Here is a 25,169-nt window from a genome sequence, read left to right as displayed (position 1 = left end):
TATCGTAATGGACAAGGGAACCCCTCGTGATTGCACTTTTATTTGATATTATTGGTATGACAGGTACTTTTTTAGTGGTTGGCGCATTTTTTATGCTACAACTTGGTAAGGCTACACCTACTGGCTTGCTTTATAATATGATGAACCTTTCAGGTGCTATTTTATTGCTTATAAGTCTTTGTTATAACTTTAATTTAGCAAGTTTTGTTATTGAAATATTTTGGATAGCGGCTTCGCTAATAGGCTTGTATAAGTATATTAAAGCGAAACGCACTGCAGTTACTGCCTAAGTAAATGTAAATAGTTAGAAAAAAACCTCACGCCGCCGTGCATTTGTATTATTATTGTTAATAGTAGTTTGTGTAAACAAGCTAATAAATTCAATATATCCTAGGTGTAATGCGGCGTAATGACTCTAAAGCATTCTTTTTGTATCTTTTTGTGTTTCCACATGGCTTCCTTATTTGCAATTGAATCTGATGATTTATTCACTATGCAACTTGAAGATTTACTGGAAGTACAGGTCGATATTGCATCAAAAACACCAGAAACAATTGCATCAGCTCCTTCAACAATCACAATATTTAATGAAAAATCCATTCAATTATTAGGGGTTGAAAGTGCCTACGAATTAATGAATTTTGTGCCTGGTATGCACTCTACCCGAGGCGATTGGGTTGGTGCTGTCCCAAAAGATCATGCCCGAGGTGTTTATTTAGATAGTGGTAATATCTTAGTGATGATTAACGGTGAGCGAATTAACGAGTCATCCTTTGGTAAAGCATCTGTGTATATGCCGTTTATTCCAATTGAAGTCATCGATAAGGTCGAGTTTATTCGTGGCCCTGGTTCTGCTTTGTATGGCAGTAATGCATTTCTCGGTGTAATGAATATAATTACTAAGCATACTGATAATACTTTAGCCGCTATGACTGGTACACACGGTAAGTATGGGGTTTCGGCCAGCGTTTCTAAGCAACTTACCGATGATCTAATGGGTTTTGTGTCAATTGCGATAAACCAAAAAGAGGGAGAAAATTACCCACAAGGTGTAAAAGATCCGCTGCAATCAGTGTATTTTGAATTTGGTCTCGATATAGCTGAATTAGAGTTAAGAGGTCGCTATAATCAGGTTGAACTCGATGAGTTTATTAACTTAGCTGGCTACTCGAAACAAAACCAGCACAACAGCGAAAATAGTTTTGTGTCACTTGCTTATAGCGTGATAAAAAACGCGACGACAGAACTTGCCACTAAAATAGCTTATTCAGATCACAAAATAGCCAGTGCAGGATTGATCTTAGCGGGTGCGGATAACCCTAAGGCAAGTGAAGACTTTTTATTAGGGCCTGATTGGCAAACCACTGACTTGAATATAGACATTGATTATAGCCATCACTTTAATAATGATTGGGTGATAAATGCGGGCTATGAATATGCAAATTCAAAACAAATATCAGCAGATGTCCGCTCTAATTATTATGACCAAGTGAGCGGTGAAATAATCGTTGAACAACCCTATTATTTAGGGGCGATAACGACGATTAAAGGCTATGCAGCATTTAAAAACCTCAAAGCTACGTTTGAAACACACAGTTTATATTCCCAATTAAAACTACCTTTATCACATCAATTCACATTATTTGTGGGGGGGCGATATGATGACGTTAAACACATCGATAGTAAACTTTCTCCCAGAATAGCCGCTATTTACCAACCAAGTTTAGCTAATACAGTTAAATTACAATATGGGGAATCATTTAGAACGCCGGTAACGAACGAGTTGTATTCCAATGACGATGTAACAATAGGTAATACAAACTTAAAATCAGAATATGTAAAAACAACTGAGTTAGTTTGGCGTTATCAGGCGGAGCAATGGCATTTTAATACAGTATTTTTTCATAACCAACTTAATGATTTTATTATCACAGTTCCTCATGCATCTAACACAAATATGTTTACCTTTGAAAATCAGTTAAATGATACCAACCGTGGGATTGAAGTAGATACTCAATGGCACATAGCACCTGATTTTTCATTAACTGGCACTTATACACAGTATTTTGATCAACCAATGAATCCAACCTTTAAACGTTTTGCGAGTTTTCTGGCAAGCTTCGAGATGACACCAATGATGTACAGCGTGAATACAATATGGCGTGATGAGGTTAACGTTACAGGGCATGATTTATCTAAATTTTCACAGCCAAGTTACTTATTGTTTGGCGCAACGATATCTTATGAATTAACAGAACGCAGTAATATAGCCTTAAAAGCCGATAACCTTTTTGATAAACAATATAATAGTTTTGATCCCAGAGTAGGGAATGGTGCGGTTGCTGGAGTATCGAGAGAAATATCGTTACACTACCGATTAAAATTTTAAGTTGTCCTCTTGCAAGCTAGGTAATAAATGCAAGCTCTATTAAAACGAAATACAGTTTGCTTTGCTGTACTATTGGTATTATTACTTGGTGTGTATTTCTATGGTCGGCATTACGACCTGTCTAAAAGTCAGAGTCAAGCTGAGCAACAAGTCCAGCAACTTAGTCATTACTTAAAAGCAGAACTAACGCGCTTTGCTTCAATTCCACATTTAATAAGTGATAATAAACTGCTTAGCCAATTTATTGAGAATAATGATCTATCAAACAATGCAATCAATAGTTACTTAATAGATATTCAGCAAGCTAGTGGTGCTTCTGATGCTTATGTACTCGATACTAAAGGAGATGTTATTGCATCGAGTAATTGGTTGTTGGACTACACTTATGTTGGCAGTAATTTCGCGTTTCGCCCTTATTTTTATCAAGCCTTAGCGGGACAACCTTTGGCATATTTTGCCCTTGGACAGCGCTCAAAAGAGCGCGGGATTTATTTTTCAGAGCCTATTTACAATGCTAATCAAGTGATTGGCGTAGTCGTGTTGAAAATCAATGTGTCTAAATTTGAAAATGATAGACAATTGTTAAACACTTCTCAGGCAAGTGATTTCTATTTGATGCTTGATGATGGTGTGGTTGCTATGTCGAACCAGCCTAGTTGGCGTTTAAATACATTTCAGGAGTTAAGCGACACAGTCCTGCAAAAGCTGATTAAATCACGAAGGTATCTTGAGCATAAGCCAAGTAATGTAAGCTCAACAATAATTAACGTTCAAGGTATAAATTTATTAAACATAAAACAAAATACTACAACGAAACAGTATGTGTTTGCTGATGCGAAAATTGGTCAATTGAATGGAAAAATATCAGTATTAGTTGATGTAACATCGGTCAGCTTAGAGCAAATACCGCGATTAATATGGCTGAGTTTGTTTTATGTTTTAGCATTAGTTTTAAGTTACAGCTTAATGGCACGTTTTGCCGGGTATAAAAAGCTTCTATATTCTCGCCATAGCCTTGAGCAAGAAGTGATTGAGCGTACCCAAGCACTTGAAAAGGCGCAGCTTGCACTTATACAAACTGCAAAGCTGGCAACCATTGGCCAACTAAGTGCCGGTATTAACCATGAAATTAATCAGCCATTAAGTGCAATGAATACCTATTTAGTAAGTGTTAAAAGGTTGATTGCTAAGGGTGATATAACTGCTGCACAGGAGACCATCGTCATAGTACAAGGTTTAATTGACCGCGTTCACCAGATAGTTGGACAACTAAAGCATTTTAGTAAACCGGCACAAACTCAATTGCGCTCGATAAGTCTCGCTCAGTTATTAAAAAATGCCATGTTGATTGCAAGCGCACAATTAAAGCAAAATCACGTAAAGGTAAAACCTATCCAAATTGATGATGCAGTTTGTGTATGGGTTGATGGGATTAAGTTTGAACAGGTGTTAGTGAATGTGATCACAAACGCAAGTCAAGCGATGGATACGCAAGTGGTTAAAGAGCTAAGTTTTGAACTTGAACTTTTTGATGACCGAGTGAAATTATCAATATTGGATACCGGCCCAGGTATTGAACAGCATGCTTTGAGCTCCATTTTTGAGCCGTTTTATAGCACTAAATCAAGTAATGGGTTAGGGCTAGGTTTATCTATTTCAAAACAAATTATTCAGTCATTTGATGGCTGCTTAACTGCGCATAATAGGCCTAATGGTGGCGCTCAGTTTATTATAACGTTGGCCTCAGATAAGGGAGCTTTATGAGCGAATTAAATCAAGATTGTAACCATATCATTGTAATTGATGATGAATTGATAATTCGAGATTCATTATCACAATTACTCTCGCTTGAAGGCTATAAAGTTCAATGTTTTAGTGATCCGATTAGTGCGTTTAGTAAATTAAATCGCCGTTTTCACGGTATTGTTTTGAGTGATATAAATATGCCAAAAATGGACGGCTTGGAATTGCTTGAACAAATAAAAGCTTTTGATAGTGAACTTCCCGTCATTTTTTTAACCGGTTTTGCTGATGTCTCAATTGCTGTTAAAGCAATGCAGTTAGGCGCATATGATTTATTTGAGAAACCGCTTACTGAGCAGTTATTAGATTGTCTAACCCGAGCATGTGATAAGCGCGCGTTAGTAATGGAAAATAGAGCATTAAAGCTAGCTGTTGAGAAAACATCTGCGCCCGGGGTGAGAATTTTAGGTGACACCCCGCAAATGCAGCATATGATGCACTTACTTAACACTGTTATTGATACCCCAGCAGATGTAATGATCGAAGGTGAAACCGGGACTGGTAAAGAACTTGTAGCGCGGTATCTACACGATCAGAGCACACGCTCTAATTGTAATTTTGTTGCAATAAACTGTGGGGCTGTGCCTGAGCAACTTATTGAGAGTGAGTTGTTTGGTGCAGTTAGTGGCGCTTACACAGGCGCTACCCAAAGTCGTCAAGGTAAATTTGAATTTGCCCAAGGTGGCACCGTATTTTTAGACGAAATAGAAAGTACACCAATGCCCTTGCAAATTAAGTTACTAAGGGTTCTGGAGGAACGTAAAGTAACGCCTGTAGGAGAAAACAAACCGATTAATTTAGATGTGAGAATAGTCGCTGCTACTAAGGTTGACCTATTACATTTGGTTGAGCAAGGCGAGTTTAGGGCTGATTTATATTATCGTTTGAATCTCGTTAAAGTGAGTATTCCAGCCCTTCGAGATAGAAAAGCCGACATTCCATTATTATTTAAACATTTTAGCTCAATCGCTGCGACGCGTTTTCATAAAGCGCCAGCACCTCTTAATAGCGAAGCACAACAATACTTAATGCAATATGATTGGCCTGGGAATGTTCGTGAGCTGAGAAACCAAGCCGAGCGAGCAGTATTACTTGGTGCCGAGCTTGCATTTGCAAAAACCAATAGACATCACAATGCCTTGCCTACTGATCTGAGTTTGGCTGAAAAAGTTAGTTTTTATGAGCAATCTTTAGTAGAAGAAGCCCTTGAACGCCACCAAGGCAGCATAAAAGATACAATGCAAACATTACAGCTCGCGAGAAAAACCCTCTATGACAAGATGAATAAATACGGACTCAATAAAGAAATGTTTAAAGATTAATAAGCTTATAAATGGGTGGTTTTAGTGACAGACGCTATAAAAAAATAGGTATAAATCCACCCGTTAATTTATCTTTTATTTTGTTTTCATTATTAAGTTATTGATAATTAGCTGGTTATTTTAATTGGTGCACATTGGCAGTAAAGTTGCTTTTATTGATTAGGAACAACATATTCTCCTAACAATAGGGCACACAATGATAACAAAATATAAACCCCATAAAACAGCGCTGACTATTTTTACAGCGCTGACTACTGCAACAGCTACTTATCAAGCGTACGGCGCAGACTACGATATCTATGGCAAAGCTGAAGTGCAAATAGCTAAAACAGATACAGGTACTATGCGCTATGCGCAAGAAGGCACACAGATTGATGCACCTTTTTCTCGTATTGGTGTTAAAGGAAGTCACAAGCTGAGTGAATCACTCAGTGCAATTTTTAAATACGAGGTGCAGGTAAAGGGGTTTGAACACGATAATACTAGCGAACCTTTCAGCGCGCGTAATACATACTTGGGTTTGAAGGGGAGTTTTGGTCAAGTGGTTTTTGGCCGTAATGATACGCGATTTAAGTATTCTGAAGGTAAAGTAGATAACTTTAATGAGACTCAAGCTGATATTGCCCAGCTCTTACCAGGGCAAGATAGACTAGGTGACACGCTAACTTACACATCTAAATCTTTTTCGGGTGCACAACTATCCTTCACTTATGCACCTAAAGATGACAGTACAAATAACGAAGCTGGGTATGCAGCTACATTAATTTATGGTGATCGTGGTTTAAAAAATAAAAATTACTATGTGGCTATCAGTCATGTTGATTCGCTCAATAATATTAATGCTACGCGTATAGCGGGTGTCATCAAACAAGTGCAGTGGCAGTTTGGCGCAATCTATCAGCGCAGTGAATCACTGGATGGCAGTAAGTCGGGTAATGGCTATGTACTCAGTGCTAGTTACAAAATGGGTCAATGGGCACCAAAAGTACAGTTTGCTAGTGATGACTCGCAGTTGCGCCATGCTACTGATGGTAGTCAGTGGACTGGCGGTGTAGATTATGTATTTGATAAGCAAACAACCGCTTACTTGCTTTATACAAATTTAGACCTCGATCAACAAAGTGATAGCAGCCTTGCATTAGGCCTTAAGTATAAATTTTAGAGGATAAGTGATGAGTGTATTAACCAGTAATAATCAAAAGAAATCACCCCTCATGCAATACTTTATGCTATTGCTAGGACCGTGTGTTATGTTAATTACCTGTTTGGTAGATCCTCCAGCAGGATTAAGTGTTGCTGCTTTTAGAGTCGCAGGATTGGCTTTTTGGATGGCTTCATGGTGGGTCAGTGAGGTTGTGCCAATACCTGCAACAGCATTGTTACCACTCGTGTTCTCGCCGCTTGCTGACATAGCAGCAATTAAAAGTGTCGCTGCACCCTATGCTCACCCATTAATATTTTTATTTTTAGGTGGTTTTTTAATTTCCATTGCGATGGAACGGTGGGGTCTTCATAAGCGTATTGCGCTTAAGACAATGATGTATGCAGGCAGTAAACCCAGTTTACAAATTCTTGCCATGATGCTTGTAACTGCATTTTTATCGATGTGGATGTCTAATACGGCCACGGCAGTGATGATGCTACCTATAGCGTTATCAATTACGCATTTAGTACAAAAATCAAACCCTAATAATAATGGCTTTGGCAAAGCGTTACTATTGTCGATTGCCTATGGTGCGAGTATCGGAGGAATTGCAACGCTAATAGGCACTCCACCGAATGCTTTAATGGCAGCATATTTATCCGACAGTTATCAAATAGAGATTGGTTTTGCTCAGTGGATGAAAATAGGCGTACCGTTATCAATCACCATGTTATTAATTTGCTGGGTTTGGTTAACCAAATTTGCTTATAAAGTGGATAAGACCAAACTTGGTGCAGGTAAAGTTGATACTAAATTTTTATTTAGCAAGCAGTTAGTAGAACTTGGTCGAATTCAACGTGCTGAGAAAGGTGTGCTATGTGTATTTACGCTGGCTGCACTATTTTGGATTTTTAGACCTTTATTGGCTGATTTTACAGGCTTAAAGATATCAGATACAGGTATCGCTATTGCCGCAGCATTATTGCTATTTGTGTTGCCAGCCAATAAAGGCAGTGATGAACGAATTTTAGATTGGCAAAGTGCTGCGGGTGTGCCGTGGGGCGTTTTACTTTTATTTGGTGGCGGCCTCACTTTGGCTTCGCAAATAAAATCCTCTGGTTTGGCAGAATACATCGCACACATGATTGAAGGGGTGAGTACAGTTCCGCTGGTCATGAGTATATTGGTTATTGCTACACTGATCACTTTTCTAACCGAAATAACCAGCAACACAGCCACTGCCGCAGGTTTTTTACCTTTACTTGGCCCTGTCGCTGAGTCTGTAACAGGGACTCCATTGGTGTGGGTTATACCAGCGGCTATTGCCTGTAGTTGCGCGTTTATGATGCCGGTTGCAACCCCTCCCAATGCGATTGTATTTGGCTCAGGGCAAATACAGATACGTGATATGATTCGCTCTGGTTTTGTTTTGAATATTATTGCTATTGTACTTATTACCCTAGTTACAATGACGCTCGCCGCGTCGGTATTTAAATTCTAAATCAGATAGTTACCCAACCAAGAGTGCCTAGCTTATGCCAAGCACTCTTTATTGCTCCTGCCTTTAAACACAGTTATAGTAAATGTATATTGATCTTATAGATAGGTACACGCTTGACTGAAACTGCAACGGATACGTCACTAACGGGTGATTTAATGCCGCATTTTGAACAGATGCAGCATCGTTTTAATGAAGCTCCATATTTAGCAATTGCAGAACGAATACGTTTACTTAAACAGTTAAAGCGTCAACTCATATCACTTGAGAACGAATTGGTTGCTGCTATTTCAAAAGACTTTGGTTACCGTACTACCTTTGATACCGTCATGGGGGATTTACTCCCCAGTGTTAAGGCTATAACCCATACTATTAAACACTTACCAAAATGGGTTAAGGATTCACCACGTCATGCAGGGTTGAGTTTGGCTCCGTCTAAGGTATCGGTTAGCTATCAGCCCAAAGGCGTGATAGGCGTTATTTCTCCTTGGAATTACCCAATTCAATTAGCTTTAGTGCCTGTGATCACAGCATTGGCTGCTGGTAATCGAGTTTTATTAAAAGTCAGTGAGTTTACCCCGCATACTAATCAAATATTAAAACGATTATTCATTGAAGGGTTAGATGAGCATTGTCTGCTAATTGAAGGGGATGCCCAGTTAAGCCAAGAGTTTTCAAATTTGCCATTTGCGCATTTATTTTTTACTGGCTCGACGAATGTTGGACGCCATATTATGGCCGCAGCGAGTAAAAACCTAACGCCGGTAACCTTAGAGCTAGGTGGTAAATCACCAGTTATTATCACCAGTGATGCAGACATTACCAAAGCAGCAAAAACGATTTTGTTTGCCAAGATGGCAAATGCTGGGCAGATATGCGTAGCTCCCGATTATGTGCTTGTTCCAAAAAAATTACAGCACCAATTAGTACATCGTTTATGTACTTTATATAAGAACTATTACCCACAAGGGGTTGAAGGAAAAAACTTAACCTCAGTGCTCAGTCATCAACATTTTAAAAGATTAAGTGGATTACTTGAAGGCGCTAAGAGTAATGGGGCCCAAGTAATTAAGCCACTTGATGAAAATATGGCTGATGAGCAAAAACACCGTATGGGTCTTCATATTGTTACGCATGTAAATGATGGCATGGCGGTGATGCAAGAAGAAATTTTCGGTCCTATTTTACCTATTATAGAATATGAAAATTTATCAGATGCTCTGTCTTTCATTAATTCACGTCCACACCCATTAGCTTTGTATGTGATGGGCTTTGACACACAGCTAATTCAAGCAATTGAACTACAAACGCAAAGTGGTACGTTTGCAGTTAATGATGCTTTATTGCAAGTGACCGCTGATGATGCACCCTTTGGCGGTCTTGGCGAGTCGGGGATGGGGAATTATCATGGCAAAGAGGGGTTCATTACTTTTAGTCACGCGAGAAATAAGTTACAAACAGGTAAATTTAACCCTCGCTTAAACTTATTGGTGTCGCAAAGTAGCTTTTTAACTAAACTACTTAAATGGATGTATTTACGCGCTTAAGAAAATAATAGGAATTTCACAAAGAGGATAAGAGGCGCTTTGCTTAAAGAGCTATACGCCATACTGTTTTTAAATTTATATTGGTGGCAATGAGAATAGAGGATCTGCAATCCGCCCGTTTTTTTTGTATTTAAACCCGAGTGTTATGCAAGTTACCAATTATATTTAATTAGATCAGCAATTAAATATAATTGGTATAACAATACCCAAAAGGAAAGTTAGTACATCCGGCCTTCACCTGCGTATAGGCCAGCTTGTATGCGCTCGTATAGCTCATTGGCTTTTTCTTTTGCTTCAATTATTTCTGCGGGTAGCATCTTTCTCTCGTCTAACTTCCTACTGTGACTGGCATTTAAATTACCATTGAATTCTGCCACTGTGTTCCAGATGTAAGACTTTTCAACACTTTTATCAACACCTAACCCTTCAAAATACATAAGTGCCATATTAAATTGTGCTAAAGAGTAGTTGTTGCCAGCTGCTTTTTCGTACCATCTCATAGCTTGTTTGTAATCTTGCTCTACACCATCACCGTTTGAGTACATAACACCTAGGTTAAATTGGGCAGCGGGCATATTTTTTTCTGCTGCTTGTTTAAATAATGACACAGCCATTTGTTTATCGAGCTTAACACCTTTGCCTTCATCATAAAGCACTGCAAGGGCAAACATAGAATCTACGTGACGTTTCTTTACAGCTTGCTGATATAAGTCAGCGGCTTTGCGATAGTTTTTAGTGACGCCGTGTCCGCCTTCATAAAGTTTGCCAAGTTCATACATGCCCGGAGCGTAGCCTTTATCAGCTAAATAATTAAACTCTTTTAACGCTTCTTCGAATTGACCTTCATTAGCTGCTTTAATACCTTCATCTAAGCCTGCATGAGTTACACACGATAAACTCAAAGCTCCAACCATTAACCATACTTTTAATTTAGGCTGCCACATGACAAGACCTCCAATCAATTTTAACTATTTAATTTTAGCTCTAAGTGAGGGAAAACCCCAAACTATGGCTGATAATCAGAATTATGCAGATAAGATACAGATTTTACAGAAAATTTAAAGTAATAAAAAAAGCCCCTGAGGGGCTTTTTGGATTCATATCAACCGTCACCGATATGAGCAATGTAGCAAGTAAGTGTGTTTTTAATGCAGCGGTTTGGGTCGAGTAAACCGCTTTATTGAAGAGGCACGATCTTCATCAACACGTTAATAAAGGTCCAGCATCCTTACTGGTTATTCTTCCCTAGGCACTGAGGTCGGTACTGCCCATTAATTACATCAAGCTTTATACTTAATGTGTTGGGTCATTCTGTGTTAATGCGAACGATTATTACTTAGTTTAATTGACTGGTCAACACTTAAATGATAATTATTTGCAGTAGGGTCGAAATCAATCGTTTACAGTTCATAATAAGTTGATTAACGTAAGGTAAAAGATACTTTAGGCTGATTATACATGTTGAAAAAAATAGTAAATTTAAAAACAGGGCTATTGTTAGCTTTCATCCTATTACTGGGTGGTTGTTCGGCAAATTTTACTTATAACAATATAGGCTGGCTGTCAGGGTTTTGGATTGACGACTATGTCGACCTAGATAAACAACAAGCTAAAACGGTAAAGCAATTAGTAAAGCAGACTCGTGACTGGCACCGAAAAACGCAATTACCTTTGTATAAGACTGACCTTGTTCACTTGCAGCAATTATTAGCTGAGTCACCCTCACAAGCTGAGCTAATCACGCATTTTACCAACTCAAAAACTCATTGGCAGACATTAGTTAACAAAATTGCACAACCACTGATTGATGTGGCAATGACACTCAATTCCGAGCAACGCCAGTACTTTATTGAGGCTATTAAAGAGCAAATGCATGAAGAGCAACACGAGTTTGCTAAGCAAAGTGTTAAAGAAAGAAAAACCGAACGATTAGAGGAGCAACTACAAAGATATAACGACTGGTTAGGTAAGTTATCATCTAGGCAAGTTAGTTTAATTACAGCAGCTAATGAGCAACATTTATCTACCTTTGAACTTTGGCAAGAATATAAAAAAACGCGTCTAAATGTATTAGCAGACACATTTTCTGATCCTTCATTTTCAGATAAACAGTTTGTCGAAAATATGAGGCATATTATTACTCAGCGTCACGCTTTTATGAGCGATGCGTTGAAGCAAGCCGATAAACAAAATTTAGCACTTTATGCCACATTACTGGTTGACTTGAGAGCTACGTTAACCGCAAAGCAAATTGAAAAGGCAAATAAGAAGTTTAATGAAATGATAGAACAAATGGATGACTTAATTGCGGGTTAACTGCAACACCTATTAAATGTTAATTGGGTTTGCGCTAACAGAGTGAGCTGAAAAGTATTGTTAGATCCTTATTTTTATTGGTCTATGCAGAAATTTACCCTTGAGATATGGTTAATTCAGTTTACACTTAAGGTTAGAGATTAGAATATTAAGCTTTTTGATGGATATTACAGCTTTAAACAGTACTCAGGTACTTAGAACAAAAGTTTTAAAGTGGATGTGCTTGTGTTTAGCTAGTTTGTCTGCTGTATTTACCTATTTTAATATATTTATTAATGATTTCATTGTACTAGGCGTACTTGAAGCCGCATTTTCTGTGTATTGTTTTAGTGTGTTTGTGCTTATTTCAAGAACTAAACTTAAATTATGGCAACCACTCAGTATTTGCGCATGCGTTAGTATACTTGTGGTGCTAGGCAGTTATCTTTCGAAGATGAACCATGCATTATTTGTTTGGATGCTTGCATTGCCTGTTTTATATTATTTATTACTAGGCACTTTCTGGGGGGTTGTTTTATCTGCCTCTTTATTGTTATCAGAAGGTATCGCCCTTTGGGCTAAAAATGATATTTCGCCTTTTTTAACACTCAATTTATTTTTAAACCTTTCTTTCAGTTATGTTGCTATTTGGGTTGTTGCACATGTATTTGAAAATAGCCGAGAAAGCTCTTACAAACGATTACAGAATTTAGCATTACTAGATCCCTTAACGGGTGTTGGTAATCGCCTTGCAATGAACCAATATTTTGAAATCGAATTACAAAATAAACTTGGCTTATTTACAATGATCCTTGATCTGGATTTTTTTAAACAAGTTAATGATAAATACGGTCATGCAGTGGGTGATAGAGTATTAGTTGCCGTTACACAACTGCTTAATGATAATTTGCCGCAGGGAAAAGTGTTTCGAATTGGTGGAGAAGAATTTGCTATTTTTTCTCCATCGACAACGAGGGAGTATGCACAAAACTACGCACAGCAAATACGTCGTAGCTTAGAAGCTCACGAATTTATAATCGAAGGGTATTCTATTTCTATCACAGTCAGTATTGGTGTAGTAAAATATCAACCGGGTGATTCGCTAAAGCAGACAATAAAAGCCGCGGATAAACAGCTATATCAAGCAAAGCACAATGGCAGAAATCAAGTTATGGTGGATACCCTAGACGGTGAAACACAATTAGAAAGTGTGTGCTAACGGCCTGAATACATTTTATCAAAGTTTGGAATGTTTTTTTCCCAAAGAGGCGTATCCTTACCAATATATTCTTTTATAGCATCAAAAAAAAGCCGCGTTCTTACTGGTAAATCACGGTGCGGATAAACCGCATACATAGCACTGTAATGAGCGAGATTTACATCTGTTAGCATAGGTATTAAACGGCCAGACTTGATCTCATCACCAATAATAAACGCGGGGGCAAGTACATATGCTGTGCCTGACAGCGTTTTTTCAACTAACACTTCAGCATCGTTTGCTCTAAAGACACTTTTTATTTTTTGCTCTTGGGTTTCACCTTTATGGTCAATATAGCGTATTCCATCTACTCGCAATGATGAACTATAATAGCTTGCAGCAGGCAAATCGGCTAAATCTTCAATAGTTTTTGGCATGCCGTAGGTATTGATAAACTCCGGTGCAGCTAATAGTAAGAGCCTGTTACGAGCAATTTTACGTGCTATGAGCGATGAGTCTTTTGGCTCGCCAACACGAAAAGCCAAGTCAAACCCTTCGGAAACTAAATCAACTAATTTGTCATCGAGTCTGAGCTCTACTTCGACTTGTGGGAAGCGCTTTTGAAAATCATTAATTACTGGCTGTAAATACCGCCGACCAATAATAGTTGATGAGGTTACTTTAAGCACACCACGTGGCTCTTGGTGGTAGTTTTCTGCCAAGCGTATTGTCTCTGCTAACAGTTCTCTGAGATCGGCTGCTTTTTTTATCATTTCGGCACCCGCTGCCGTTAACGAGAATGAACGTGTTGTTCGGTTCAGTAATCGTACTCCCAAATCATCTTCTAAACGGCTTATTTGTTTTGAAATAACTGAACGGTCTATATTGCGGGTTTCTGCCGCTTTGGCAAACGAGCCTCGCTCGACAACCTCTAACAACATTAATAAACGACTCGTGGTATCCATAATTTGCTCAATTAAATTCAATTGATGCCATATTGGCATTAATGAATTTAAAAATCTATGGTTTTTGTCCGCATGTTACTTCCGTAGTATTAAGAATATATACAAAAGGAGCGTCGACATGAACAAACACTTAATCGCCACTGCAATTTTAGCAGCATCAGCCACTCTGGTTGGTTGTGCAGAGGAGCCTGCTCAGCAAGCATCGCAACAACACCTACAACCTATTGATGTAGCCAATGTTATTACTAAGCCTGTGCAGAATTGGCACACATATACCACTCGTCTAGAAGCCCCTGAAGAGGTCTCATTAATGCCTCGGGTTGCTGGTGTTATCGAAAAAATCACTTTCAATGAAGGGGATACAGTAAAGCAGGGTGATTTATTATTTGAATTGGACGCACGCCCGTTTGCAGCGGTAGTTGCAAGCTTAGAGGCGCAAGTGGCCAGTGCTCAGGCTGCCTTAGAGCAAGCGCAGAGTGAAGCAAAAAGAGCTGAGCGATTAACACAGCGTAAAGCGATTTCTACAGAGCAAGCTGAGTCACGTACTTCGACTTTGCATCAGCGTGAAGCACAGCTCGCGGCTTATGAAGCACAATTAACGTCCGCTAAATTAGATTTAGAGTTTACCCAAATACGCTCACCTATTGACGGTATTGTTTCTCGTGCCAATATTACCAAAGGGAATAACGTACTTGCAGGCCAATCAATCTTAACCTCAATCGTATCGAATAAAACAATGTACGCGTATTTTGATGTAGATGAACGTACATGGAATAGCTCATTCAGTGATGTAACGAGCTCTGATAAGCAGCAGGTTGTAATGCAAAGGGTTGGTCAAAAGGCATTTGAACACACGGGATACATTGATTTTATTGATAACCAAATCAATGTTGCGACCGGCACACTTCGTGTTAGAGCGCGTTTTGATGAGCAGAAATTACCACTTCGTGCAGGCTCGTTTGCACGTATTAAATTGGCTGCAAATGAAGTCAAAGAACAAATCATTGTTCCAGATAGAGCAATTGGTACTGATTTGAAAAATCGTTTTGTATTAACTGTCGGCGAGAATGATATTTTAGAGTATAAGCTAGTCACTGTTGGTGAGCGTTATGGTCGCTTTAGAGTTATCACCTCAGGATTATCTGGCGCTGATGTCATCGCTGTGAATGGACCTGCTCGAGTAGGCCCTGGCATGCCAATTGCCCCAAATAATGTCGAACTGGATACATCAGGTATTGCGTTTACATTAAAACCAGTTCCTTCGCATCTATTTATGGCTAAGAAGTAGGGTAAACAATGAAATTTTCACATTTTTTTATTCAGCGGCCTATATTTGCAGCCATGTTGTCGCTTGTGATTTTAATTGCAGGGGCAATTTCTTTATTCCAATTACCGGTCAGCGAGTACCCAGAGGTAGTGCCACCGACTGTCGTAGTAACGGCGAATTACCCTGGGGCAAATCCAACGGTAATTGCACAAACTGTCGCAACGCCGCTTGAGCAAGAGATCAATGGGACAGAAAACATGTTGTATATGTTTTCTCAAGCCACCAGTGATGGCCGAATGACGCTTACGGTTACTTTTGCACTGGGTACAGATTTAGACCGCGCGCAAGTACAAGTACAAAACCGTGTAAACAGTGCACTGCCTCGTTTACCGGAAGAAGTACAACGTTTAGGTGTGGTGGCTGAAAAATCATCGCCCGATCTGACCATGGTTGTTCACTTATATTCACCTGAGAAAACACACGACACAGCGTATTTATCTAACTATGCTGATCTATATATTAAAGACCAAATTGCCCGTCTAGCAGGCGTTGGTGATGTTAAACTGTTTGGGGGTGGTCAATACTCTATGCGTGTGTGGTTAAACCCTGATGCATTAGCCGCACGAGAATTGACTGCAATGGATGTAGTTACAGCACTGCGCTCACAAAACCAGCAGGTCGCAGCGGGGAGTTTAGGCGCACAACCTGCATCTACAGATAGCCAATTTCAAGTATTGCTGAACGTTAAAGGCCGTTTAAATAGTATTGAAGAGTTTGAACAAGTCATTATTAAAGTGGGTGAGCAGGGGCAGTTAACCCGTTTAAGTGATGTCGCGCGCTTGGATTTAGGCCAAAACACCTATTCATTGCGTGCAGAGCTTGATAACCAACCGGCATTAGCTATGCCAATATTTCAACGTCCTGGTTCGAACGCGATTGAGCTTTCAGACCAAGTGCGTGAGACCATGGCTCGCTTGTCTAAAGATTTTCCATCAGGGGTAGAATACGACATCGTTTACGATCCTACCGTGTTTGTGCGTGGTTCCATTGATGCAGTTATTACGACTTTACTTGAAGCGGTTGCGTTAGTTGTTATTGTCGTGGTGCTGTTTTTACAAACTTGGCGTGCTTCAATAATCCCGTTAATTGCGGTGCCAGTGTCTTTAATTGGTACGTTTGCGGTGATGCAATGGCTTGGCGTGTCTATCAATACCTTGTCTTTATTTGGTTTGGTATTGGCTATAGGTATTGTGGTTGATGATGCCATAGTTGTGGTTGAAAATGTTGAGCGTAACATTGAGCAAGGCTTATCTCCGCTCGAGGCGACACGTGTTGCAATGACAGAAGTAACCGGGCCAATTATTGCTATTGCATTGGTATTATGTGCTGTGTTTATTCCAACTGCGTTTATTAGTGGCTTATCGGGTCAATTTTATAAACAGTTTGCGTTAACGATAACTATTTCAACCGTGATATCAGCTTTTAACTCATTAACGCTGTCTCCGGCTTTATCGGCATTACTTCTAAAAAGTCATGATGCAAAGCCTGATGCATTAACGCGTTTATTAAACCGTTTATTTGGTCGCTGGTTATTTAAGCCATTTAACCGCGTATTTGATAAAGGTGCTAATGGCTATCAAAAATTAGTACAAAAGTTAATGCGTATGAGCATTATCGTCATGGTTGCATATGTTGCCCTATTAGGCGGGACGGTTAAGTTGTTTGATGCCGTACCAGGTGGTTTCATACCAGCGCAAGACAAACAGTACCTTGTGGCGATTGCTCAGCTACCTGATGCAGCGAGTCTTGATCGTACTCAAGAGGTAGTAAAGCAAATGCAAGAAATTGCATTGCAAGTACCAGGCGTTGCGAACACTGTTGCATTTCCGGGGCTTTCGGTTAATGGTTTTACTAACAGCCCGAATAGCGCAATTGTATTCACACCCCTTGAAGCATTTAGTGAACGTACTGATCCAAGTCAATCAGCGATGGCTATAGCAGCGCAGCTAAACCAGCGATTTACAGCTATAGATGAAGCTTTTGTTGCTGTATTCCCGCCGCCACCCATTCAAGGACTCGGCACTACCGGTGGGTTTAAGCTGCAAATAGAGGATCGTGGAAATAAAGGGTTTGAAGCATTATTTAATAGCCTGCAAGCTGTAATTTCAAAAGCGCAACAAGATCCTGCGTTAATGGGTTTGTACTCAAGTTTTAGAATTCAAGTACCACAAATGGATATTGATATCGACCGTGAGCAAGCGCTTATACAAGGTATTCCATTAGACGAGGTATTTAACGCACTACAAGTTTATTTAGGTTCTATGTATGTAAATGATTTTAATCTATTTGGTCGAACTTATCAGGTAAATGCACAAGCCGATGCTGATTATAGATTAGACCCTGAACAGATTTTAAACCTTAAAGTACGTAATAACTTAGGGAAAATGGTACCGCTTGGCTCTGTATTAACTGCTACACCTACAACTGGGCCAGACAGAGTAATGCATTACAATGGTTACCCAAGCGCCGAACTTAACGGCAGTCCTGCACCAGGCTATAGCTCTGATCAAGCACAATACGCTATTGAAGCTATTTTAGCCGACACCTTACCGACAGGAATAGAATATGAATGGACTGAGGTAACATTCCAGCAGATTTTAGCGGGTAATACTATGGTGTATGTTTTTCCTCTAGTCGTATTATTAGTATTTATGGTTCTTGCTGCAACTTATGAGAGTTTACGTTTACCGCTAGCAATTATTTTAATAGTGCCAATGACGATTTTTTCAGCATTAATGGGAGTGTGGTTAGTGGGTGATGATAATAATATTTTCACTCAAATAGCATTGATTGTATTGGTCGCTCTTGCATCGAAAAACGCTATCTTAATGGTTGAGTTCGCAAGAGACAAAACAAAGCAAAATATGAGTCATTTTGATGCCATATTAGAGGCATGCCGTATGCGGTTGCGCCCAATATTAATGACTTCAATTGCTTTTACCGCTGGGGTTATCCCATTAGTGTTAGCCACAGGAGCGGGAGCTGAAATGCGCCATGCTATGGGTAATGCTGTTTTCTCAGGAATGATAGGGGTGACGGTATTTGGCTTATTATTTACACCTGTATTTTATATTTTGGTGACTAAAACCCGTAAAGCTCAACCACAGGAGCAAATTAATGAGTAAATTAACGTTAACCGCTGTTGTAATCGCGGGTTTGTTAAGCGGTTGCGCCAGTAAGATTGATGAGCAACAATACCAAGCAGACTTGCAATCATTTGTAGCGCAAACGCAAATTGCAACGCAATTACAAGGCACTGATGAGCTTACGTGGTGGCAGCAATTAGAGTCAGCGCAATTAAATGAATTAGTTGTTAAAGCGCGTGCTAGCAATCATAACTTAAAAACTAGCAAACTACAGTTACAAAGTGCGTTAGAGCGTTTGGGGGCGCAACGGGCTGCGTATTTACCCCAAGGAGATGTGAGTATTGATGCATCACGTACGAGCCTAGGCAACGTGCAATCACGTCAATCACAGGCCGGTGTTAACCTTGACTGGCAGCTTGACTTATTTGGTAAAGTGACTGCATTGGTTGATGGCGCTAATGCAGGCGCTATGAGCCAAGCTGAACAAGTTAGAGCATTACAAATTGAAGTTGTGTCATCTGTTGTTAAAGGCTTTGTCAGTTACCAAGGCAATTTACAAAAGCAGCAAATCATTAATTTGCAAATAGAGGCGCTAACGCAAAGTATTGATGTACTTAAGGCGAGAGTTGAAGAGGGAGTTGCGAGTGAACTTGATTTGAATCGTACTTTAGCTCAATTAAAGCAACAACAATCTTTGATCCCTGAGATTGAATATGCTCGGTTTCGCGATTTAGCTACATTGGCGTTATTAACAGGCGAATTACCCGGTGATTTATTGCTAGATGATGAGAGCGGTTTATTTTCGCGCGATTTTACGGTGAGTTTAACAAGCCCAAGCGATGCAATTGCGTTACGCCCAGATATTAGCCGTGCTCTGTTTGAATTTAGTCAAGCGAACTCATTTAGTGTTGCGGCCAGTAAAGCGTTACTGCCTGATATAAGCCTCACGGCTTTTGCTGGCGTCATAAGCTTGGGTAATAATCAGCTCTCTAATACACAGCAGCAATGGCAGATTTCACCCCAAATACAGTGGTCATTATTGAGCTATCCAGCATTATTAGCCCAGCGTGATGCCCAGCAATATTTAACGCAAGCGGCTTATAGTCAATACCAACAAGTGGTATTAAATGCGATGAGTGAAAGTGAACTATCACTGCAACTTTTGGTCAAACAAAATGAGCAAAGCAGCTATGCGAAAGAACGCTTTAGCTATGCAAATAATGCATTTTTACAAGCGCAAGCTATGTATCAAGAAGGGCAAATACCTTACTTAGAGTTGTTAGATGCGCGGCAGGATGTTTTAATAGCGCAAGAAAACGCGGTGGATTCAACAATTTCATCATTACTTGCTAAGGTTGATACTTATCAAGTCTTTAATGGTCGTTGGAGCTATGCGTTAGTTAATTAAGTTAAGTTAAGTTGAGTTTTTAATGCCACATACTGATATTTTATCAACAATCCCAGCTTTTATGCGGGCAATTGTACTACCAGAACCTAATGAGCAGATCACCTTGTCTGAGCTTGAATTACCAGTGCCTGAGGTTATGGGAAATGAGCTGCTTATAAAAGTAGAGTATGTGGGGTTAAACCCTGTTGATGCACAGTTTGCAAAACAAGGCTTTTGCAAATGGCAATATCCACATACTTTAGGTTTAGATGCAGTGGGTGTAGTCGTAAAAGCTGAAAAAGGTGTATTTCCCTGTGTGGGTGCTCGGGTCATGTTTCATGGCAACGTGGGAGAGCAGGGGGTTTTATCAGAGTATGTGAAAGTCCCTAACTTTGCAGTGTCGGTTATTCCTGATGATGTTAAATCCAGTCATGCAGCCACACTCCCTTGTGCTGGTATGTCTGCGTTAGTGGCACTTGATAAGTTACAGCTTAGTGAAGGTGATTCGATTTTAATTGAAGCGGGCGGCGGTGCAGTTGGACAGTTCGCCATCCAATTTGCAAAGCAGCGAGGGGCTACTGTGTTTACAACAGCAAGCAAGCGTAATCACAAACTGGTTAAGCAGCTTGGCGCAGACATGGTCTTTGATTACAGCGATAAAAAGCTGGTTGATAAAATACGTCGAGAGCTGGGGCCGCAAGGCTTTGATGCGGTGCTTGATTCAATTGGTGGTGATACCACTATTCGCAACGTCGAATTAATGCGTTTTTGTGGTCGCATTGCCTGTTTAAATCCACTACCAAAGTTTGAGCAAGAGTTAATGTATCGTCGCGCACCTAATATTGGCATTGTCTCACTTGGCGGTGCATGGTTGGCTAATAGTTTATGTGCACAACAAAGAATGAGCTTTATGGGTAATTTATTGCTTGAAAACTTGGCTAATAATTCTTTGGTTATTCCAGAGATTATTGCTGTTGATTTTGATGCGAAGAGTGTTTCGGCGGCACTTAATAAGCAACTTCAAGGTGGCTTTACAGGTAAGCAAATAGTACAAATTAGCTAACCCTCCAAGTGCTTAAATAAACCTCGCAACGTCGAGGTTTTTTTTGTTCTAAAAAGTGACATTATGATTATTACGAAATCTCAACGTTTAATAATTGGCTCAGGGCAGCGAACGGATGCTGAATTTATTTTAACGCTTCTTAATCAGCCTAGCTTTTACGAAAATATCGGTAATAAAGGTATAAAAACACATCCTCAAGCTGCGAACTACATTCAAACTGAATTCATTGATGCTCAACAAAAACAAGGGTTCGGGCCTTATGTGGTAATGCTTGCAGATGGTACTGCCATTGGTATGGTCGGTTTATTCCAACGTGACTACTTACAAGTTCCAGATATAGGTTATGCATTTTTAGCACAATTCACTGGTAATGGTTATGCTACTGAGGCCTGTTCAAATTTAATAAAACTAATGAGTAACCGTTTCCCGTCTCTTGCGGCAATCACAACCCATGATAATAAAGCATCTCAACAAGTATTAAACAAACTGGCATTTATTAAACGAGGCGATGTACTCACTAGCCAAAATAAACAACCAGTTTGCATCTATTTTAACAATTAAGGGGGCTACATAGCCCTTAATTTTTTAGCTACTTGAGAGTTAACGGTTTGCCACGCTTGCTCAAGGGTAGCTACAAGCCCTTCATAATCATCATCAATTAACGGTGTGATTTCACTAAAATAATGTATTTCTTTTAAAGCCCTACCTGTCTCAAACTCAGTGTGGTACAAACGCCATAGCCCTGAGATATCAGCATTACCATATTCATCGCCATTAAAGTGATGAATTTCATATTCGATTTCATAAAAACTTTGTTGATCTGTATCGGTGATCACGGGTAAGCCCTTTACTACCATCCAGTTTGTCAGCTCAGTAAATAAGGTTTGATGTGCGCTGGCCGTTAACATGATATCTGGTGCCTCACTCCACAAATGATAATTAGCCGCAGAGATTTGGTTATTGTCTAGCTTCATTGCTATACCACGGTTATTAAGTGCACCACGCAAAGTGACAGTATTTATACGTAGCTGTGCTTGAGTATTTGTGCTGGTACGTGCCATTGGTTGAATAGTTTGTTCAAATTGATAGTACTCAACGGGCGCATTTAACGATTGGCTACAACCTGTTACTAATGCAAACCCTGCAATACTAAGTGCTTTTGCTAAAAATGAAATTTGCATTATTGTTTCCTCGGTGTTGGATCAGCAGGTAATGATTTATCAAAAATAAACATATTAGGCTGCTCGTTAAGGCCACGAGTAAGAGGCTGTAACTCTTCGCTTAAGCGTTTAAATTCAGATAACGTTTGTTGTAACTGATGATGAAATTGAGAACCTTGTTGATAGCTTGCCATGGTTTTTTCAAACTGTTTCATGGTGACATCAAACTGCTGCATACTTTTAGTCATTTCAGCAAAATTACGGTTTATATCGCCTGGTAAATCTTGTGTATCTTTTTTATTCAATAATTCACGCATTTCATTCGCTAGCGCTTGATAATCATTGAAAGTTGATTCTATTTGAGCAAGACTATCCTCAATTTTTAAATTGTTAACCTTATTCAGTACATCTGAAACCTGATCTGCAAGGACCGTAATACCACTGGAAATACTCGGGAATACTTGGTATTGCGACACCATTGTGAGTTGCGCTTCAGGCGCATCCTGATAGATATCAAAATCTACGTACACAGCACCAGTTAGTAAATTACCAGGCTTAAGTGATGCGCGTAATCCGTTTTTTATCCAACCATCAACGCTTTTTTGCCAAAATTCACGAGCTTGATCACTGTTATGGTAAATCCTGCCATATTCTATTTTAACCAGTACAGGAACCGCGGTATTATCTGTTTTAAAATGAGCAGGAACGCCGTCAATCATTACATTTGAGGGTGCTTCAACAACTGTTCCGACTCGCATGCCTCTGTACTCTACTGGCGCGCCTGGGCGTAAACCGCGAATAGATTGTTCAAATTCTATTAAATAATAATCAAAATCATAAAATCGTTCTTCTAAAGCATGTTTATAGCTTTTACTTAAAGAGAAACCATGACCATCTTCGGCAACATCACCCGGTGCTTGTTGTTCTGGTAAACCAACAGAAATCCCTCCTTTAAGCAATTTACTCAAAGACCCTGTATTAACGTTAATACCATCGGCAGATAAGTCTATTTCAACACCTGCATTGACCCAAAAAATAGAGTTGACTGTGATAAGGTTTTGATATGGCTCATTGATGAAAACCCCGTATTTCATAGCTTGATTTTTCCAATCAAACGTTGCAGTCTCAACTTGACCTATCTTGTAGTTTTTAAAGTAGATACTGGTACTTACATCAAGTACTTCAGCGTTATAACTAAGTAAAGTAAAGCGTCCACCTTTGACGTCTTTACCTATCAGTGCAGGCTCATCTTGGAGCGTAAAGCGTTGTTTGGTTTGCTTACTTTCGCCTGGGGAAAATTCTAAATAGACTCCGGATAGAAGTGTACTCATGCCACTAATACCTGTTTCGTCAATCCGCGGTTTAACAACCCAAATATTAGCATCTTCGGTTAGTAAATTATCGTAGTGCTTATCAATTTGTGCGCGTGCAATAACACTGTTTTTATCATCAGAAAGACGAACATGATCAACCTGACCAATTTTCACACTGCGTACTTTAATTTCGGTCTTACCCGCAATAATGCCCTCGGCATGGGGCATTGAAATAAAAATGGTTGCCCCTTTATTTGCTTGATATTGATAAAGCATCCAAGCACCAACAAGTAACGCGATCACAGGTATTATCCAGATAGCGGATATTGTAGGTTCTTTTTCTACTGTTGCAGTTTCACTCATGGGTAATCTCTAATTACTATTTTGTTCGTTGTTAGGTGAGTCCCACAAAAGTCGTGGGTCAAACGCATGGGCAGCCATCATTTGGCTAAGTACCATAGCGGTAAAAAATATGGTGCCTACACCAGGGGTCACTGACATCAGATTACCAAGTTGTACTAAGGCTACTAAAATAGCAACAACAAATACATCAATCATAGACCATTTACCAATAAATTCAGTTAATTGGTAAACCTTAGTATACCTTTTAGTTTGACTATTTACCGGGTGCCTGACTATATAGCACAGAAAGCTCAACACTAATGCTTTTGCTAAAGGTACGACGACACTTGCTAGAAATATAATCATAGCAATAGGGTATGAACCAGCTTTCCATAGCACAATGACGCCGCCAATAAGAGTAGATGGAGATTGGTCGCCTAAGCTCGTTGTATACATAATTGGAAATAAATTGGCGGGTATATAACAAACGACAGAAGTGATAAGCCATGCCGTAGCTTTTTGAATGCTATGGGGGTTACGTACATGGGTTTTAGTATGGCAACGCGAGCAATACTTATCGTTACATAGCTGGTGGCAAACATGGCAGGCGCTGATGTTATTATCGATAGCCCTATGGCTATGCTCTGCTTCTTCGATAGGTGACACTGGCTTTACTTGATCCCATAAACGGGCACGATTTAAATGGGCAAGAGCAGCAATATAAAAAATTACGAAGGCAATATAAGCCCAAAAGCTAACACCAAAATTTATATCTGCCATAGACATTATTTTGACCATACTCACGAGCACACCAATTAAAAATATCTCTGACATGATCCAAGGCTCAAGCGCTAACGTAAATTTAAGTAATCGTTTTGCTATACTATAAGGTAAGACCTTTAAAATACCTAAATGCAATGGTATTAGCAGAGCGAGTAGTGTCATAGGTAACCCGATGATACTGATATCTATAAATAGGCCAAGTAAATCGCTATCGTAATTGAATAAAATCCTGGCAGCATCAGGTAAAGTAATTGTTTGAGTTATGCCGCTGCTGCTAAATGAAATAAAGGGATAGAACATGCTACTTAAAAGCATTAATAGAGCACTTAGGCTTAGTGCAACAATTCGTGCATCGTAGTTCACATTTGCGGCACCGAGCTTACTATGGCAATGTGGACACACGGCCATTTGCTTTGCACCAATTTCAGGGATGTCGATAATTAGATCACAGTTAGGGCAAGCTGTTTGCAAATCAATAACCTAATAAAGTAATAAAGTTATCAAAGTTTGCATCAATTAATGGCGAAATACAATTATATGATTTTTT

General features: G+C 39.5%; 19 protein-coding genes. 14 read left to right on the top strand and 5 right to left on the bottom strand.

Features of this window, described 5'->3' with window-relative positions:
• The first annotated feature begins 26 nt into the window (after window positions 1–26).
• From AAEU30_RS16845 to AAEU30_RS16815, 7 genes are all read left to right on the top strand, one after another.
• Window positions 27–290, top strand: coding sequence for a CBU_0592 family membrane protein (locus AAEU30_RS16845; protein ID WP_421961510.1), 264 nt, complete (start codon window positions 27–29; stop codon window positions 288–290).
• 161 nt (window positions 291–451) lie between these two features.
• On the top strand, window positions 452–2,389 hold the full coding sequence (locus tag AAEU30_RS16840; RefSeq protein WP_421961509.1) for a TonB-dependent receptor plug domain-containing protein: 1,938 nt from the start codon (window positions 452–454) through the stop codon (window positions 2,387–2,389).
• 27 nt (window positions 2,390–2,416) lie between these two features.
• Window positions 2,417–4,153 (top strand): sensor histidine kinase, encoded by a 1,737-nt coding sequence (locus AAEU30_RS16835; RefSeq protein WP_421961508.1) that lies wholly within the window; start codon window positions 2,417–2,419, stop codon window positions 4,151–4,153.
• Window positions 4,150–5,514 carry a sigma-54-dependent transcriptional regulator gene (locus tag AAEU30_RS16830; protein WP_421961507.1) on the top strand — a complete coding sequence of 455 codons (1,365 nt, stop codon included), beginning with the start codon at window positions 4,150–4,152 and terminating at the stop codon, window positions 5,512–5,514. The genes AAEU30_RS16835 and AAEU30_RS16830 overlap by 4 nt, the downstream gene beginning before the upstream one ends.
• Before the next feature lie 196 nt (window positions 5,515–5,710).
• The gene (locus AAEU30_RS16825; protein ID WP_421961506.1) at window positions 5,711–6,676 is read left to right on the top strand and encodes a porin; all 966 of its coding nucleotides are present in this window, start codon (window positions 5,711–5,713) and stop codon (window positions 6,674–6,676) included.
• A 10-nt stretch (window positions 6,677–6,686) separates the two neighbouring features.
• The gene (locus AAEU30_RS16820; RefSeq protein ID WP_421961505.1) at window positions 6,687–8,159 is read left to right on the top strand and encodes an SLC13 family permease; all 1,473 of its coding nucleotides are present in this window, start codon (window positions 6,687–6,689) and stop codon (window positions 8,157–8,159) included.
• Window positions 8,160–8,314: 155 nt separating this feature from the next.
• Window positions 8,315–9,703 carry a coniferyl aldehyde dehydrogenase gene (locus AAEU30_RS16815; RefSeq protein ID WP_421961566.1) on the top strand — a complete coding sequence of 463 codons (1,389 nt, stop codon included), beginning with the start codon at window positions 8,315–8,317 and terminating at the stop codon, window positions 9,701–9,703.
• 218 nt (window positions 9,704–9,921) lie between these two features.
• Here AAEU30_RS16815 and AAEU30_RS16810 read toward each other — a convergent pair whose 3' ends face one another.
• Complete coding sequence (locus tag AAEU30_RS16810) at window positions 9,922–10,647, bottom strand: tetratricopeptide repeat protein (RefSeq protein ID WP_421961504.1); 726 nt, start codon at window positions 10,645–10,647, stop codon at window positions 9,922–9,924.
• A gap of 514 nt (window positions 10,648–11,161) precedes the next feature.
• Between AAEU30_RS16810 and AAEU30_RS16805 the strand changes: the two genes are divergently transcribed.
• Both AAEU30_RS16805 and AAEU30_RS16800 read left to right on the top strand, forming a co-directional pair.
• A complete protein-coding gene (locus tag AAEU30_RS16805) occupies window positions 11,162–12,019 on the top strand; it encodes a DUF6279 family lipoprotein (protein WP_421961503.1) in 858 nt (285 codons plus the stop codon).
• 160 nt (window positions 12,020–12,179) lie between these two features.
• The gene (locus AAEU30_RS16800) at window positions 12,180–13,217 is read left to right on the top strand and encodes a GGDEF domain-containing protein (protein WP_421961502.1); all 1,038 of its coding nucleotides are present in this window, start codon (window positions 12,180–12,182) and stop codon (window positions 13,215–13,217) included.
• Here AAEU30_RS16800 and AAEU30_RS16795 read toward each other — a convergent pair.
• Complete coding sequence (locus AAEU30_RS16795; RefSeq protein WP_421961501.1) at window positions 13,214–14,161, bottom strand: LysR family transcriptional regulator; 948 nt, start codon at window positions 14,159–14,161, stop codon at window positions 13,214–13,216. The two genes, AAEU30_RS16800 and AAEU30_RS16795, sit on opposite strands and share 4 nt — an antisense overlap.
• Before the next feature lie 118 nt (window positions 14,162–14,279).
• Here AAEU30_RS16795 and AAEU30_RS16790 point away from each other — a divergent pair, with 118 nt between their 5' ends.
• From AAEU30_RS16790 to AAEU30_RS16770, 5 genes are all read left to right on the top strand, one after another.
• Complete coding sequence (locus AAEU30_RS16790) at window positions 14,280–15,449, top strand: efflux RND transporter periplasmic adaptor subunit (RefSeq protein WP_421961500.1); 1,170 nt, start codon at window positions 14,280–14,282, stop codon at window positions 15,447–15,449.
• A gap of 8 nt (window positions 15,450–15,457) precedes the next feature.
• Window positions 15,458–18,613 (top strand): efflux RND transporter permease subunit, encoded by a 3,156-nt coding sequence (locus AAEU30_RS16785; RefSeq protein ID WP_421961499.1) that lies wholly within the window; start codon window positions 15,458–15,460, stop codon window positions 18,611–18,613.
• Window positions 18,606–19,982, top strand: a complete 1,377-nt coding sequence (locus AAEU30_RS16780; RefSeq protein ID WP_421961498.1) for a TolC family protein — start codon at window positions 18,606–18,608, stop codon at window positions 19,980–19,982. Before AAEU30_RS16785 ends, AAEU30_RS16780 begins: the two co-directional genes overlap by 8 nt.
• Window positions 19,983–20,004: 22 nt before the next feature.
• Window positions 20,005–21,024, top strand: coding sequence for a zinc-binding dehydrogenase (locus AAEU30_RS16775; RefSeq protein WP_421961497.1), 1,020 nt, complete (start codon window positions 20,005–20,007; stop codon window positions 21,022–21,024).
• 63 nt (window positions 21,025–21,087) lie between these two features.
• Window positions 21,088–21,585: a GNAT family N-acetyltransferase gene (locus tag AAEU30_RS16770; RefSeq protein ID WP_421961496.1), complete on the top strand. Its 498-nt coding sequence runs from the start codon at window positions 21,088–21,090 to the stop codon at window positions 21,583–21,585.
• 5 nt (window positions 21,586–21,590) lie between these two features.
• On the opposite strand, the gene AAEU30_RS16765 is transcribed toward AAEU30_RS16770, so the two are convergent.
• Genes AAEU30_RS16765 through AAEU30_RS16755 form a run of 3 tightly spaced genes read right to left on the bottom strand, consistent with a single transcriptional unit; the run spans window position 21,591 to window position 25,093 of the window.
• A complete protein-coding gene (locus AAEU30_RS16765; protein ID WP_421961495.1) occupies window positions 21,591–22,205 on the bottom strand; it encodes a PqiC family protein in 615 nt (204 codons plus the stop codon).
• Window positions 22,205–23,860: an intermembrane transport protein PqiB gene (pqiB, locus tag AAEU30_RS16760; RefSeq protein ID WP_421961494.1), complete on the bottom strand. Its 1,656-nt coding sequence runs from the start codon at window positions 23,858–23,860 to the stop codon at window positions 22,205–22,207. Before pqiB ends, AAEU30_RS16765 begins: the two co-directional genes overlap by 1 nt.
• 9 nt (window positions 23,861–23,869) lie before the next feature.
• On the bottom strand, window positions 23,870–25,093 hold the full coding sequence (locus AAEU30_RS16755; RefSeq protein ID WP_421961493.1) for a PqiA/YebS family transporter subunit: 1,224 nt from the start codon (window positions 25,091–25,093) through the stop codon (window positions 23,870–23,872).
• Window positions 25,094–25,169: the final 76 nt, after the last annotated feature.

Origin of the sequence: Pseudoalteromonas mucoides (genome assembly GCF_049257175.1) — a bacterium.
GTDB lineage: Bacteria > Pseudomonadota > Gammaproteobacteria > Enterobacterales > Alteromonadaceae > Pseudoalteromonas.
This window is presented reverse-complemented; position numbering and strand designations above follow the sequence as displayed.

Excerpts from the sequence above, each read along its gene's own strand:
- AAEU30_RS16840 (WP_421961509.1), top strand. The coding sequence starts at position 452 with ATGGCTTCCTTATTTGCAATTGAATCTGATGATTTATTCACTATGCAA.
- AAEU30_RS16835 (WP_421961508.1), top strand. The coding sequence starts at position 2,417 with ATGCAAGCTCTATTAAAACGAAATACAGTTTGCTTTGCTGTACTATTG.
- AAEU30_RS16830 (WP_421961507.1), top strand. The coding sequence starts at position 4,150 with ATGAGCGAATTAAATCAAGATTGTAACCATATCATTGTAATTGATGAT.
- AAEU30_RS16825 (WP_421961506.1), top strand. The coding sequence starts at position 5,711 with ATGATAACAAAATATAAACCCCATAAAACAGCGCTGACTATTTTTACA.
- AAEU30_RS16820 (WP_421961505.1), top strand. The coding sequence starts at position 6,687 with ATGAGTGTATTAACCAGTAATAATCAAAAGAAATCACCCCTCATGCAA.
- AAEU30_RS16815 (WP_421961566.1), top strand. The coding sequence starts at position 8,315 with ATGCCGCATTTTGAACAGATGCAGCATCGTTTTAATGAAGCTCCATAT.
- AAEU30_RS16810 (WP_421961504.1), bottom strand. The coding sequence starts at position 10,647 with ATGTGGCAGCCTAAATTAAAAGTATGGTTAATGGTTGGAGCTTTGAGT.
- AAEU30_RS16805 (WP_421961503.1), top strand. The coding sequence starts at position 11,162 with ATGTTGAAAAAAATAGTAAATTTAAAAACAGGGCTATTGTTAGCTTTC.
- AAEU30_RS16800 (WP_421961502.1), top strand. The coding sequence starts at position 12,180 with ATGGATATTACAGCTTTAAACAGTACTCAGGTACTTAGAACAAAAGTT.
- AAEU30_RS16795 (WP_421961501.1), bottom strand. The coding sequence starts at position 14,161 with ATGGATACCACGAGTCGTTTATTAATGTTGTTAGAGGTTGTCGAGCGA.
- AAEU30_RS16790 (WP_421961500.1), top strand. The coding sequence starts at position 14,280 with ATGAACAAACACTTAATCGCCACTGCAATTTTAGCAGCATCAGCCACT.
- AAEU30_RS16785 (WP_421961499.1), top strand. The coding sequence starts at position 15,458 with ATGAAATTTTCACATTTTTTTATTCAGCGGCCTATATTTGCAGCCATG.
- AAEU30_RS16780 (WP_421961498.1), top strand. The coding sequence starts at position 18,606 with ATGAGTAAATTAACGTTAACCGCTGTTGTAATCGCGGGTTTGTTAAGC.
- AAEU30_RS16775 (WP_421961497.1), top strand. The coding sequence starts at position 20,005 with ATGCCACATACTGATATTTTATCAACAATCCCAGCTTTTATGCGGGCA.
- AAEU30_RS16770 (WP_421961496.1), top strand. The coding sequence starts at position 21,088 with ATGATTATTACGAAATCTCAACGTTTAATAATTGGCTCAGGGCAGCGA.
- AAEU30_RS16765 (WP_421961495.1), bottom strand. The coding sequence starts at position 22,205 with ATGCAAATTTCATTTTTAGCAAAAGCACTTAGTATTGCAGGGTTTGCA.
- pqiB (WP_421961494.1), bottom strand. The coding sequence starts at position 23,860 with ATGAGTGAAACTGCAACAGTAGAAAAAGAACCTACAATATCCGCTATC.